The sequence below is a fragment of the uncultured Roseicyclus sp. genome (assembly GCF_937892565.1).
In the GTDB taxonomy this organism is placed as follows: domain Bacteria; phylum Pseudomonadota; class Alphaproteobacteria; order Rhodobacterales; family Rhodobacteraceae; genus Roseicyclus.
In genome coordinates, this window is the sequence record NZ_CALAHQ010000090.1 from 1 (window position 1) to 13,240 (window position 13,240).

At 63.4% G+C, this 13,240-nt stretch carries 16 protein-coding genes; 4 read left to right on the forward strand and 12 right to left on the reverse strand.

All coding sequences use genetic code 11. The features are described 5' to 3' along the window. The 11 genes from Q0094_RS12310 to Q0094_RS12360 form a co-directional block, all read right to left on the reverse strand. Window positions 1-302 (reverse strand): hypothetical protein (locus Q0094_RS12310; protein WP_297619949.1); only part of this gene is annotated, 302 nt, incomplete at its 3' end. A 148-nt stretch (window positions 303-450) separates the two neighbouring features. Then, the gene (gene trpB, locus Q0094_RS12315) at window positions 451-1,680 is read right to left on the reverse strand and encodes a tryptophan synthase subunit beta (RefSeq protein ID WP_297619952.1); all 1,230 of its coding nucleotides are present in this window, start codon (window positions 1,678-1,680) and stop codon (window positions 451-453) included. Window positions 1,681-1,806: 126 nt separating this feature from the next. Next, window positions 1,807-2,067 (reverse strand): N-(5'-phosphoribosyl)anthranilate isomerase, encoded by a 261-nt coding sequence (locus Q0094_RS12320; protein WP_297619955.1) that lies wholly within the window; start codon window positions 2,065-2,067, stop codon window positions 1,807-1,809. A 45-nt stretch (window positions 2,068-2,112) separates the two neighbouring features. Then, window positions 2,113-2,757 (reverse strand): phosphoribosylanthranilate isomerase, encoded by a 645-nt coding sequence (locus Q0094_RS12325; RefSeq protein ID WP_297619958.1) that lies wholly within the window; start codon window positions 2,755-2,757, stop codon window positions 2,113-2,115. 4 nt (window positions 2,758-2,761) lie between these two features. Next, window positions 2,762-3,133, reverse strand: a complete 372-nt coding sequence (locus tag Q0094_RS12330; RefSeq protein WP_297619961.1) for a LapA family protein — start codon at window positions 3,131-3,133, stop codon at window positions 2,762-2,764. Window positions 3,134-3,155: 22 nt separating this feature from the next. Further along, window positions 3,156-3,440, reverse strand: coding sequence for an integration host factor subunit beta (gene ihfB / locus Q0094_RS12335; protein WP_297619964.1), 285 nt, complete (start codon window positions 3,438-3,440; stop codon window positions 3,156-3,158). A gap of 211 nt (window positions 3,441-3,651) precedes the next feature. After that, window positions 3,652-4,923, reverse strand: coding sequence for an FAD-binding oxidoreductase (locus Q0094_RS12340; RefSeq protein ID WP_297619968.1), 1,272 nt, complete (start codon window positions 4,921-4,923; stop codon window positions 3,652-3,654). Between the two features lie 74 nt (window positions 4,924-4,997). Then, the gene (locus Q0094_RS12345) at window positions 4,998-5,840 is read right to left on the reverse strand and encodes a sulfite exporter TauE/SafE family protein (RefSeq protein ID WP_297619971.1); all 843 of its coding nucleotides are present in this window, start codon (window positions 5,838-5,840) and stop codon (window positions 4,998-5,000) included. Further along, on the reverse strand, window positions 5,837-6,703 hold the full coding sequence (locus Q0094_RS12350; protein WP_297619973.1) for an NAD(P)-dependent oxidoreductase: 867 nt from the start codon (window positions 6,701-6,703) through the stop codon (window positions 5,837-5,839). The genes Q0094_RS12345 and Q0094_RS12350 overlap by 4 nt, the downstream gene beginning before the upstream one ends. Further along, window positions 6,700-7,314 (reverse strand): RraA family protein, encoded by a 615-nt coding sequence (locus Q0094_RS12355; RefSeq protein ID WP_297619975.1) that lies wholly within the window; start codon window positions 7,312-7,314, stop codon window positions 6,700-6,702. The genes Q0094_RS12350 and Q0094_RS12355 overlap by 4 nt, the downstream gene beginning before the upstream one ends. Continuing rightward, window positions 7,311-8,009, reverse strand: coding sequence for a fumarylacetoacetate hydrolase family protein (locus tag Q0094_RS12360; RefSeq protein WP_297619978.1), 699 nt, complete (start codon window positions 8,007-8,009; stop codon window positions 7,311-7,313). Before Q0094_RS12360 ends, Q0094_RS12355 begins: the two co-directional genes overlap by 4 nt. A 224-nt stretch (window positions 8,010-8,233) precedes the next feature. Here Q0094_RS12360 and Q0094_RS12365 point away from each other — a divergent pair, with 224 nt between their 5' ends. The 4 genes from Q0094_RS12365 to Q0094_RS12380 are packed head-to-tail and all read left to right on the forward strand — an operon-like array spanning window position 8,234 to window position 11,641. Continuing rightward, a complete protein-coding gene (locus tag Q0094_RS12365; RefSeq protein WP_297619981.1) occupies window positions 8,234-9,265 on the forward strand; it encodes an ABC transporter substrate-binding protein in 1,032 nt (343 codons plus the stop codon). Window positions 9,266-9,282: 17 nt separating this feature from the next. Then, a complete protein-coding gene (locus tag Q0094_RS12370; RefSeq protein ID WP_297619984.1) occupies window positions 9,283-10,080 on the forward strand; it encodes an ABC transporter ATP-binding protein in 798 nt (265 codons plus the stop codon). Further along, on the forward strand, window positions 10,077-10,934 hold the full coding sequence (locus tag Q0094_RS12375) for an ABC transporter permease (RefSeq protein WP_297619987.1): 858 nt from the start codon (window positions 10,077-10,079) through the stop codon (window positions 10,932-10,934). Before Q0094_RS12370 ends, Q0094_RS12375 begins: the two co-directional genes overlap by 4 nt. Before the next feature lie 2 nt (window positions 10,935-10,936). Then, window positions 10,937-11,641 (forward strand): GntR family transcriptional regulator, encoded by a 705-nt coding sequence (locus Q0094_RS12380; RefSeq protein ID WP_297619990.1) that lies wholly within the window; start codon window positions 10,937-10,939, stop codon window positions 11,639-11,641. A 299-nt stretch (window positions 11,642-11,940) separates the two neighbouring features. On the opposite strand, the gene Q0094_RS12385 is transcribed toward Q0094_RS12380, so the two are convergent. Further along, a complete protein-coding gene (locus tag Q0094_RS12385) occupies window positions 11,941-12,975 on the reverse strand; it encodes a linear amide C-N hydrolase (protein WP_297619993.1) in 1,035 nt (344 codons plus the stop codon). Window positions 12,976-13,240 lie beyond the last annotated feature (265 nt).

A 13,240-nucleotide genomic window follows, 5' to 3' on the forward strand; every position in this document is an offset into this window, starting at 1 on the left:
TCATCGTCATCGTCGAGGTCGATATAGGTGCCGTCCGGCGCGAAGGTGTAGCTGTCATCCTCCTCCACCTCGAACGACAGCAGCACGCCGTCGAGGCTGTAGTAGAAATCACCCTCGCGCCCGCCGCCATAGGCATCGATGTCAAGGCGGTTGCGCTGAACCTCGATCTCGATGCGGGTGAACCCCTGCGCGCTGAGGTCGGCCACGATGGCGTCGATCACGGCCTGTTCGACGGCCATGGCCGACCCGGCGCCCAAAACGAGGGCGGCTGTGGATATGGACAGTAGGGTGGTCCTTTTCATGGGGCATCTCCTGTGTTGTGCCGGTGGCGCGAGCCGTCATTCAGCCCGCTCGCCGACACAGGTGCCCGACGCGGGGCCTGCGACACCATTGGCACGGGGTTTACCCCCGCTGCCATAAACGTCCGGCCCGCCGCCATAGACCTTGGGTTTATGCGCCTGTCATGTCCCAGCCCAGCGCGCGGGCGACCGTGAAGATATCCTTGTCGCCGCGTCCGCACATATTCATGCAGATGATGTGATCGCGCGGCAGCTTTGGCGCGATCTTGGTGACATGGGCCAGCGCATGGCTTGGCTCCAGGGCTGGGATGATGCCTTCGGTCTGGCATGACAGTTGGAACGCGTCCAAGGCCTCGGTATCGGTGATCGAGACATATTCGGCCCGGCCAATATCATGCAGCCACGCATGTTCCGGCCCGATGCCGGGGTAATCGAGACCCGCCGAAATCGAATGCCCCTCGAGGATCTGACCATCGGCATCCTGCAACAGATAGGTGCGGTTGCCATGCAACACGCCGGGGCGCCCGCCGGTCAGGCTGGCGCAATGCTGCATCCGGTCATCGACGCCGCGGCCACCGGCCTCTACGCCGATGATGCGTACATGGGCATCGTCGAGAAAGGGGTAGAACAGCCCCATCGCGTTTGATCCGCCACCGATGGCCGCGATGATCGTATCGGGCAGGCGACCCTCGGCCTCCATCATCTGTTCGCGGGTTTCCTTGCCGATGATCGACTGGAAATCGCGCACCATCGCCGGATAGGGGTGCGGACCCGCCACCGTGCCGATGCAGTAAAAGGTGTCGCGCACATTGGTCACCCAATCGCGCATCGCATCGTTCATGGCATCTTTCAGCGTGCCGCGCCCTGAGGTCACGGGGATCACCTCGGCGCCCAGAAGCTTCATCCGGAACACATTGGGCGCCTGACGCTGCACGTCATGGGCGCCCATGTACACCACGCATTTCAGCCCGAACTTGGCGCAGACCGTGGCGGTGGCCACACCATGCTGGCCGGCACCCGTTTCCGCGATGATGCGTGTCTTGCCCATGCGGCGGGCCAGAATGATCTGGCCCAAGACATTGTTGATCTTGTGCGCACCGGTATGGTTCAGCTCATCGCGCTTGAAATAGATCTTGGCCCCGCCCAGCAGCTCGGTCAGACGCTCCGCATGGTAGAGCGGGCTGGGGCGGCCAACATAATGCTTCCACAGGAAATGCATCTCGTCCCAAAAGCTTTGGTCCGTCTTGGCATGCTCATACTGGCGCTCCAGCTCCAGGATCAGCGGCATCAGCGTCTCGGACACGAAGCGCCCGCCAAAGTCACCGAAACGGCCCTGTTCATCCGGGCCGGTCATGAAGCTGTTGAGAATGTCGTCAGGCATGGTCGCCTCCTATTGGTCGCACAGAGGGGTAGCGCGGCGATGGTCAGGGGGCAAGGGCAAGGCGTTTCGAAACGCCTTGCGTGGCGCGATTTAGAAATCGCGCAGGCAAGCCCGCGCAGTCGGGCTTCAATGACGGGCTTTCGAAAGCCCGTCTTCCGCGCGAACACGGCGGATGGGCAACGAATTGCAAAAGATCACGAAGTGCCGGTTGTTTTGCACCACCTGAAAGCCGCGCCGTTCGACCTCGGCCAGAAAGGCATCGCGGCCCACCAGACGTTCGACATCGCGGATCTGGCGCTTGACCACGCCGCCCTTGCGGGCCTCACCCGATGACAAGGCTTGTTCCAGCCACATCTCGGGGGTCAGATGATCAGGCAACATTGACATGCCCAAAGCCTGTCGGAACAAGGTAAAGGCTTGGTTAACGACGCATCACAGGTTGGCCAGCGCCCGCGAAAAAGCCGCCATCCGCGCGGCATCCTTGAGCCCCGGCGCGGATTCCACACCAGACGACACATCGACTTGTCGTGCACCGGTCAGGCGCACGGCCTGTGCCACGGTGTCGGGGGTCAGGCCACCGGCCAGCATCCAGGGCTGCGCCCAGTATTTGCGCCCCGCCAAAAGCCGCCAATCAAAGGCCAAGCCGTTACCGCCGGGCAAATCGGCCCCCTTGGGTGGCTTGGCATCGATCAGAAGCTGATCGGCCACACCCTGATAGTGATCGATCTGTGCCAGATCATCCGCATCTGCAATGCCAATCGCCTTCATCACCGGCAGGCCAAAACGCATGCGCACCTCTGCCACCCGCGCGGGGCTCTCTTGGCCATGAAGTTGCAAGATATCGACGGGCACCCGAGCCAAAAGCCCGTCCAGCTCTGCATCATCGGCATCGACGGTCAAGGCCACCTTGGCCGTTCCCGCAGGCACGGCAAGCGCCAATGCGCGCGCCTGTTCCAGCGTCAGATGGCGGGGGGATTTTGCGAAAAACACAAAGCCCACATAGCGCGCCCCGGCCGCGACGGCGGCGGTTACGTCCTGCGGCCGGGTCAGCCCGCAGAATTTGATCGCGATGTCCATTTCCTCAGCGCGCCGGCCCGGTTCCGTCGACCAGCGCAAGGATATCATCCTTGGCGTCATGCCCTGTGGCGCCCTTGAGCGTCTTGACCTCGCGCTCCAGCGCTTGGGCCGCGCGCTTGTGGGTCCGGGCATCGGCGCGATGACGGTGTTCGCGCAGCCATTCCCAGACAAAGCCCACCAGAATGCCTACCGTCACACCGCCCAGGATGACCAAAAACAACGGCAACTCCACGCTGTATTGAACACCGAACCAGCCGGCCAGCGCCTCGGGCACCATTTCCACCACGACCGTTTCGCGGTTGGCCATAGCCATCAGCACCAGCGCCACCGCGACCATGATCAAGAACAGGTATTTAAGCATACGCAGGATGGTCATGGCAGCAAAGCTCCGGTCTGATTTACGCGTCGCCGTTCAGGCGGTCGCGTAGCAGTTTACCGGCCTTGAAGAAAGGCACGTGCTTTTGATCAACCGCGACGCTTTCGCCGGTGCGCGGATTGCGGCCGGTGCGGGCGTCGCGCTCTTTCACGGAAAAGGCGCCAAAGCCGCGCAACTCGACACGATTGCCGCTGGCCATGGCCTCGATGATTTCCTCGAAGATCGCGTTGACGATGCGTTCCACGTCACGCTGGTAAAGATGCGGGTTTTCTTCCGAAAGCTTCTGAATCAGCTCGGAGCGTATCATCTTGGTGTCCCTCCCAGGCGACGGCACGGCCCGATCACTATAGGCATATTATTTCGGGCTGAACACTGCCAAGCCACGGATCTCGGGGCTGAATCATTCCCCATCTTGCCCGGAAAATGCGCTTTCGGGGGCGGTTGGGCCGGTTTTTCGGCGGACAGGGACCGCGACCGCGCAGGGTATGGCACCCGCACGCGGCGGCGATTCGCGCGGCCTACAGGCTGCGCAGCAGTTGTTGGGCGGCAAAGCCCAATGCATAGACCCGCCGCATCAGCGGCGCCGACGCAACGGGCGCAAGCCGCGTGACCGGCAGGGGCAGATCCGCCGCATCCTGCCCCGTCAAAAGCCCGGCCATGGCCTGACCAAAGATCGTGCCGGTGATGATGCCGCGTCCGTTATAGCCGATGGGGGTATAAAGCCCCTCGGCCAGTTCATGGATCCGCGGCAGGTTGTCGGGGGTCATGGCGATCTGACCGTCCCATGCATCCTCAATGCGCACGGGGCCAAGATCGGGGAACAGCCGCGCCAATTCGCGGCGCGCCCAGCGCTGCGACAGGCCGCGCGCCGCATCCCCATGAACGCGCCCCATCGAACCGATGATCAACCGCCCCAACGCGTCGCGTCTGATCGAGCGCATGACAGGCGCGGTATCCCAAACCCCCTGTCCCTCGGGCAAGATCGCCGCCACCCGGTCGCCCAGGGGCTCGGTGGCCAGCTGAAAGTACCAGATCGGCGTAAAGCTGCGCGCCAGCCCCGGCCAAAGCGTGTCGGTATAGGCGTTGGTGCCCAGCACCACGGCACGCGCCGCAAGGGAACCGGCTTGCGTCTCGACCCGCCAGCCGCCCCCCGCCCGCACCAGCCCGGTGACCCGCAGGCCGGTGGTGATCCCCGCCCCGGCCGCGCGGGCGGCACGCGCCAGACCGCGCACATAGCCCATCGGATTGACCGTCCCCGCCCGATGATCAAGCAAACCGCCCTGATAGCGCCGGCTGCCCAGCTTTGCGGCCATGGCATCAGCATCGAGCATTTCGACCGGCGCGCCCATCTGCGCCCAATCGCGCTGCCGCGCCTCCAGATCGCGCAGACCTGCGGACGCATGGGCGGCGTGAATCGTGCCCGTGCGCGTTGCCTCGCAGCGGATCTGGTGCCGCTCGATCAGATCAAAGACCATCGCCGGCCCCTCGCCGAACCGGCGCAAAAAGCGCGGGCCGTGATCGGGGCCAAGGACCGCGCGCACCCCCGAGGGCGGCATCCAGACCCCGGCATTGACCAGACCGACATTGCGCCCCGATCCGCCATGGCCGATTGCATGGGCCTCGATCACATGCGCCGAAAGCCCGGCCTGTGCGGCGTGCAATGCGGTGGACAGGCCGGTATAGCCACCGCCTACAATGGCCAGATCGACCTGTGCAGGCAAACAGACGCCGTCAACCGGCGCCTCTTCGGCGGACCGATCCCACAGCGAGATCACCCCATCTTGCCCCATCACCCCCCCTGCCGGTCGGCGGTTCCAGCCAAGGTGATGGCGGGGGCCTGCGGGCAAGTCAATCGCGCGTCTGCTTACGCCCCGTCTGGTGCCAAGACAGCCCACACAAACCGCAAGCACACCAAAAGCAAAAACAACCCAAAGGCGCGTTCAAGATGGCGCGGCGACAGCCGATGGGCCAGCGCAACACCGTAGCGGGTTGTCCAAACCGACATCGGAATGGTCAGTGCAAAGGTGGCAACAGACACGAAACCGATCGCATCCGCCGGCAGGTCAGATCGCCCCAGACCCGCAAGGGCATAGCCAATCGTGCCTGGAATGGCGATCAGCACGCCCACCCCGGCCGAGGTGGATATCGCCCGGTGGATCGGCACATTGTGCAAGGTCAGAATAAGGTTGGACACCGCGCCGCCACCAATGCCCATCAGCGCGGACACCAGCCCAACACCCGCACCATACAGGCGCAGCACGGATTTTTTCGGCAAGCTGTCGCGCAACCGCCAGCCCGCCCCGCCACTCAAGAGCTTGGCGGCATTGACAGCCGATACGACGACAAAGGCGATCTGAAACACATCGGGTGCCGCGAACCGCGCAATGACCGCCCCAAGAAGCACCCCAGCCAGCACCGGCAGTGCCCACAGGCGCAGCACATCCATATCCACGGTTCCGTGCTGGAAATGCTTGCGTGAGGATTGGATCGATGTGGGAATGATCACCGCAAGCGACGTGCCGACCGCCAGAGGCATCGCCACTTCGGCCGGGTGGCCAAGCGTCTGGAACAGCTCAAAGAACACCGGCACCGAAATGGCCCCGCCGCCAATGCCAAACAGCCCGGCCAGAACCCCGATCAGCGCGCCCGCCACGGCAAGCGCTGCAATCACCGGCAGCAGCGTTGCGGGATCAAGCAGGTCGCTCATGGCCCGACTGTCAACCGCGCAAGGCTTGCGCCGTCAAAGCGACCAAGCCCGGCGTCGATCGCCGCTTGCAGCCGGGGCGCGGTCGCTTGCGCAAGCGGCACGGGCGCGCCTTCGGCCCCGGCCAGCGCCAAGGCCAGTTGCAGATCCTTCATCAACCCCGAAATGTCAAAGGTGCCGGGCTGATCGGTGCCGTTCAGCGTGTCGATCACCACCTGCGCCCGGTTCTTGAGAACGGTCGGCCCGGCGGAACTGTCGGCGATCAGGCTGATGGCCAGGTCATTGGGCACGCCCGCGCCGCGCAACAGCGCCAGGGCCTCGCCCAGGGTCTGCCAATAGATGGCGAGGGGCAAATTGACCGCAAGCTTCATCCTTGCGGCAGCCCCCGGCGCGCCCAGATGTTCCACCCGGCGGCACAGCGCATCGAGCACCGGTTTGGCCCGCGCGAAAGCCGAGGCTGTTCCGCCCGCCAGCCCCAGAAGCTGCCCCTTGAGCGCGGGGGCAACCGTGCCGCCCACCGGGCAATGAACAAAATCGGCCCCGGCGGCGGTGACCATGGTGCCGATCGCCTCGGCATCTTCGGGCAAAAGGGTCGACATCTCGATGACAAGCCGCCCCGTCAGGCCAAAGCCCGTCACCTGGTCCAAAACCCCGGCGCAGGCCTTGGCATCGGTCAGCGACATCACGATGGTGTCGCAGGCTGCAAGCCCCGCCAGATCGCACGCCACGGCACCCGCCGCCACGGCATCGGCGGTGCGCCCGATGCTGCGGTTCCAGACACTGACGCCATGGCCCGTCTCGATCAGACGGCGGGCAAAGGCGGTGCCCATCCGGCCGGTTCCGGCAATCCCTATCGACGTGCTCATGCGTGATCTCCCTGAGTGAGGCCAAGAATGGCGAGCGTGGTTTCGCCGTGCCGCAAACGATCCATGATGACCGCCTCACGCGCGGCGCGGGCCTGCGCGGCGGTCAATGCCGCTTTCAGATCGGCCGCGTCCAGCGTGACAATGGCATCGGCATCGGCCAAGACGATATCCCCGCTGGCAATCGCCACGCCGCCGATCGTGATCTCGGCCCCCACAAGGCCCCTGTCCTCTTTCACCGTGCCGCGAATGTTGCACCCGCGGGCAAAGACCGCAAAGCCCAGGGCCGCGATTTGCGCGGTGTCGCGCACCGCGCCGTCGATCACCATCCCGGCCAATCCACGCATCTGGCAGGCCAGTGCCATGATTTCGCCAAACGGGCCGCTGTCAAGGCTGCCGCCGTAATCAACCACAAGCACATCGCCGGGCTTTGCCGCGGCGATGGCCAGATGCAGCGCCAGATTGTCGCCCGGCCGACAGCGCACGGTCAGCGCCGGACCCGCCAGCGCCATGCCGGGCGCCAAGGGATGCAGCGGCGCGGCGACCAACCGCGTGGCAGGCCAGGCTTCGGCCACTGTGGCCGTGCCCAGCGCCAAAAGGGCTGACGCGGTCACGCGGCCGGTGCGCCGATGCGCAGTTGCATCGGCTGCAGCCCGTCAACATGGCAGTCCAGCACATCCCCCGTGACAACCGCCCCCACACCCGCCGGTGTGCCGGTCATGATGATGTCGCCCGCCATCAGGCAATACTGTTCCGAAAGCTTGGCGATGATCTCGTCGATCTTCCAGATCATGAGCGAGATGTCGGCATCTTGCTTGACCTGTCCGTTGACGGAAAAGCGCACATGCCCGTTTTTCAGGATGCCGCAGTCCTCGACGCGGGTGATCGGACCGACGGGGGCGGATTGGTCGAAGGCTTTTGTCACCTCCCAAGGAAGGCCCTTGGCCAAGGCCGCCGCCTGATGGTCGCGGCGCGTCATGTCAAGGCCGACCGCATAGCCGAAGATGTGGCTTTCAGCTTGATCTTGCGCAATGTTGTAGCCGCCCGATTTCAGCGCCACCACAAGCTCGCATTCATAGTGATAGTTGCTGGTGAAGACCGGATAAGGGATTTCGCCGCCGTTTTTCACGATGGCATCGGTCGGCTTCATGAAGATCACCGGCGGATCGCGCTCGTCGGCATTCATTTCGATGATGTGGGCCACGTAGTTCTTGCCGATGCAATAGATGCGACGGACCGGAAACTTGGCATCGGTGCCGACAATATCGAGATGCGCGGCGGGCGCGGGTGAAAAGGCAAAGGTCGCCATGGCGTGCTCCATTCAAACAGGGCTCCGCGCAAGGTCGCGGATGAGTCGGCTGGCGCGCAGGATTCACGCGATCAGACCCCTTATCAAGATACGATAAGTCGTTTTCGATCAATAAATATATTTTTTTGATTTTTTCAAAGAATCGTATAGCGTCATGCTCAGGGGCATCCGCATTGGGCAAGACGGGCGTGCCGCCTAGGGACCAAACGGGAGGAGACACTATAATGACACAGACCACCAAACTGACCCGCCGCAGCTTCGGCCTGATGGCTGCAGGTGGCGCCGCAACCTTTGCGCTGGGCGCGCCCGCGCTGCTTCGCGCGCAGACCGCGGTGACATTCGCCGTGCCGAACCCTTCGGCACTGACGTGGCTGCCCTACTGGGTGGCAGTTGGCGAAGGCTATTTCGCCGAAGAAGGGCTGGATTTGCAGCTTGAGGCGGTCGATGGATCATCCTCCGTGCTGCAGGCGATGTCGGCCGGACAGGCTCAGATCGGCGCACCCGGACCGGGACCGACACTTGGCGCACGTTCGCGCGGCATCGACGTGAAGTTCCTGTTCAACCTTTACCCCAAGTCGGTGTTCGGCTTGCTGGTCAAGGCCGACAGCGCGGCTCAGTCGCCCACCGATCTGAAAGGTGCGGTGATCGGGGTTGGCACGGCAGACGGGGCCGAGGTGTCGTTCACCAAGGCGATCATGACCGATCTGGGACTGGCGGAAGGCGCCGACTACAGCTTCTTGCCGGTGGGCGACGGCGGCACGGCGGCGGTCGCATTCTTGCGCGACGACGTGGCGGCCTATGCGGGTGCGGTCTCGGATGCGGCCATTCTGGCGGCGCGCGGCCTTGAATTGCGTGAAATCACCCCCGAGGCCTATCTCGCGTTTTTCGGCAACGGCATCGCCATGCTGGAAAGCCAGATGGCCGCCACGCCCGATCTGGCGCCGAAATTCGGCAAGGCCCTGGTACGTGGCCTGCGCTTTGTCGCCGATCCGGCCAACAAGGAAAAGGCATTGGCCCATTGCGCGGCGGGCAACCCGGGCGAAGGCGAGCAAGATTATGCCCCCTCGCTTTATGACGGCGTCCTCAACCGCATGACCCCGACCGATGCCTATATCGGCCAAGGTCACGGCTACCAGCCGCCCGAGCATTGGCAGAAAATCCACGACAGTGCCGTCGCCTCGGGCGCCTTGTCGGCACCGCTGCCTGATCTGTCGGCCGTCTACACGAACGAGTTCGTGGCGGGCTGGAACGCCTGATGACCATGGAAGGGGCCATGACCCTGACCGAAGGACCGGCCGCGCATGCGCGGCCGGTCTATCAGATCGACAGATTGTCCAAAACCTATGCCCGCAACAGCCTGACCGCGCTTACGGATGTCAAACTGACCCTGCACAAGGGCGAATTCGTGTCCGTCGTGGGATCGTCGGGCTGTGGGAAATCGACATTGCTCAAGATCATGGCGGGGCTCTTGCCGCCGACCAAGGGCCGCGTCGTGCTGGAGGGGCGGCCCGTCACCGGCCCGCGTGACGACATCGGGATGATGTTCCAACAGGCGACGTTGCTGCCGTGGAAGACCACCCTTCAAAACGTGCTCTTGCCCATCGAGATGCGGCAAGGCCGCAGCGCCGCCAAGGCCGCCATCCCCCGCGCGCTGGATCTTTTGCAACTGGTGGGTCTGGGCGATTTCGCCAATGTCTTTCCCGGCGAATTGTCGGGCGGCATGGCACAGCGCGCCTCGATCTGCCGGATGCTGATTTCGAACCCCGCCGTGCTGTTGCTGGATGAGCCTTTCAGCGCACTCGACGAGTTGACGCGCGATTTCATGAACATGGAACTGCAGCGCATCTGCGCCGAACAGCAGGCGACCGCCTTTCTGGTGACCCATTCCTTGGCCGAGGCCGTGATCTTGTCGGACCGCATCCTTGTGATGAAGCCGCGCCCCGGCCGCATCGTGGAGGAGATCGTGATCGACCTTCCCCGCCCGCGCACGCTTGAGATGGTCAACACCCCCCATTTCGGAGACATCGTGGCCCATATCCGCGATCTGTTGGGCAAGGAGGCCTTTCAGTGACCCTTCATCCCAATCTGAAAGACGATGACGAAGACACCTTGTGGGTCGAACATGTGGCCCTGATCGACAGCATCCCCCGATGGGTGGCGATGCTGGGCTTGGCCATCGTGGTCATCGCGATCTGGGATCTGGCGACCACCCGCATGGGGTGGGTGTCGCCCATCATCTTGCCGTCTCCCTCCGAAACACTGTCGGACCTGATCATCGTGGGCAATAACCTGCTGTCGGGCGGGCATATGCTGACCGCCTTGTGGACCACGACGCGCACCGTGCTTTGGGCGTTCTTGATTGCCATGGGCATCGGCTTTTCGCTTGGCATTCTGGTCGGCGAAACCAAGTTCGGCGAACGCGCGGTCATGCCCTATCTGGTCGCGATCGACACGATGCCCAAGGTGGCCTTTGCACCGCTTTTCATCGCATGGCTTGGCTTTGACATCCAAAGCAAGGTGGCGCTGGCGGCATTCATTGCCACTTTCCCCATCGTGGTCTCGACGGCGGCCGGTCTTTACGCAGCCTCGGAAAACGAACGCATGCTGTTCAAATCGATCGGCGCCAGCCGGTTGCAGACCCTGATCCGGCTGAAACTGCCGACCGGGTTGCCCTACATCTTTACCGGCCTGAAAATCGCCTCGGTGGGCGTGATGGCCGGGGCGATCACGGGTGAATTCCTGGGTGGCGGCAAGGGATTTGGCGCGCTGATCCGCGAATCTGCCAGCATGCTCGACACACCGCGTGTCTTTTCGTTCATCCTCTACCTCAGCCTGTTGGGGCTTGCCCTTTTCTTCTTTGTCGCCTTTGTCGAGAAGCGGCTGGTTTTCTGGAACAAATCGGATCGGCCTGGTGGAGTGGCTTAAGGATGAACGCGCCCGACAAGACGTTGAGCGACGGAAAGAACCTGTCGGAGCAAGCCCATGAGCGCATCCGCCGGGATATCTTGAGCGGCGAACTGTTCCCCGGTGAAAAGCTCCAGATCGACACCGTGTCCGAGCGTTATGGCATCGGCATGGCCCCGGTACGCGAGGCGCTCAACCGGCTCTCGTCCGAAGGTCTGGTTGAACGCAAAAGCCAGCGCGGTTTTTTCGTGGCCGAAATTTCGATGGAAGCGCTGAACGAACTGGTGAGAACCCGGATCTGGCTTGAAACGCTGGCGCTGCGGGAATCGATCCTGCATGGCGATGAGACGTGGGAGGAACAGCTTGTCTTGTCCTACCATCGTCTTGCCCGCACGCACCGCCGGATGCCGGCAGAAGTCGGGCGCGAATTGTCCGAGGAATGGGAACTGCGCCACAAGGAATTCCATATGCTGCTTTTGGACCGCTGCGGGTCGGGTTGGCTTTTGGGATTTTGTTCGACGATGATGGATCAGGCGGTGCGCTATCGCAGCTTGTCGATGAATGTGCATCCCAGCCTTTTGCGCCGAGAGGGTGCGGCAGCCGAACATGAGGCGCTTTTGCGTGCCGCCATCGAGCGCGACGCCGATCTGGCGTGCAGGCTGTTGACCGAACACTACGCCATGACGCTCGAAGGGTTGCGCGGGGTCATCGTCAAAGGGGCCGAGTGACCCCGCAACGCACCCCACCATGCACGATGCGGCGCTGATCACGCGCAAGGCCCCATGCCCGATACCTGCGGCACGGCAAGACGGCATGGAAAATTTCCCCCCGAACCGTCTGTCCCTAGCGCCGCGCGTGGATCGCGCTGTCCACCCTGTTGTGTGGCCCAACGCGAGGCACTTGGCCTGACCATTTTGCCGGGCGCAATCATATCAGGCATTCCCTGTCTGGGCCTGGGTGCAGATGGCGTGCAATGGGCCCCGCAGGGCCCGAGAACCGCCCGATCACCTCATCCCCTGCCCTTGTGTCACACGATATCGCGCACGGTCTGGCGCCGTTCGGGATCGTCGATCACCACCACCGCCTCGGCATCGAAATCAAGATTGGGCAAGGAAATCCGCCTGACGGCGCGGTCATGCATGGTGTGAAAATACACAGCGCGGTTGCCAAGGTCGCTCACGACGGTGATCTGTGTGGCGCTTGGGATATCCTTGGCCTGTGATCCGGGTTCGGCGGTCATGCCGATGGGAATGGAAAAGCTGTCCAGCAATCGAAAGGCCTCGAACACCGCGTCGCTGGCGGTGGCCAGTGGCCGCACGCTGGCCGTGAGTGCGACAGCGCGCACGAAGCGGGACGGTGGCGAAAAGTCGCCCGGCAAGCCAAGCAAGCCAGAACCGCCCCCCAGCGGCGTAAGGGTGGTATTGCCGATCCTGACCGTTGCCGCGGCCGCCTGCGTCAGACCCAGATGGGCGCGCAAATTGGTGACATGCCAATCATATGCGGGTGAATTCGTGATAACCCCGGCCACGGGGTCGTGAACGTGCAAAACCCCGTTGTCCAGAAACTCGAGCACCCGGGCCGCTCCGGTCTTGTCAGTGATTTTCCAGTGAAAGGGCAACGGCGCCCCACCAAAGCGCGGATCATCGACCCGCACCACCCGCGGCGCATCCGGATGGGCGAGTGCTGCAAGAACCTCATCCACCAAAGCAAAGGATGACAGCATCCACCGCATGAAGTCGCCAACCGAAAGCGTGCGCTTGGCCTGCGCGGGATCAAAGGGCTGGTGAGAGGCAAAGCCGGGGAAATAGTACATCCCGACATAAAGGCCTTGCTCGTTCACGCCATCCGGGCCGTAGTCCTGACCATAGGCCGTGATCGAAACATAACCATATGTCCCGCGCCACGACATGCCGTTGCTGCCTTCGGGGGTCAAGGCGGTGAACTGCGTTCGACGCGGCATCACGACAAGCCGATCATGGTGGGCATCACTCAGCGCCCATTCGACCGTGCGGCCAACGATGATCGAACCATCGGCCGCCGTGAGGGATAATCCTGTACACATTCAAGCTACCTCGGGCACACACTCCGCGCTCAGTTTGGTGCAACCACGTGCGGCTGTCACGCCCAGATTGCAGGCCGCCCACACCCGCCACGCTCAGGCATCCCGCATGGGAAACCGCGTGACCTGCGGTCTACAATCCGCATGACTGAGGCCATGCAGTGATCATCCCGAGGCAAGAACGGGCGGAGCCTGATGCAGGCCAGCACGTCGTGCGCGCTCGCGTCCACCAGATCGGCCAGCCTGATCCAGCGCGGGCGGAGTTGCC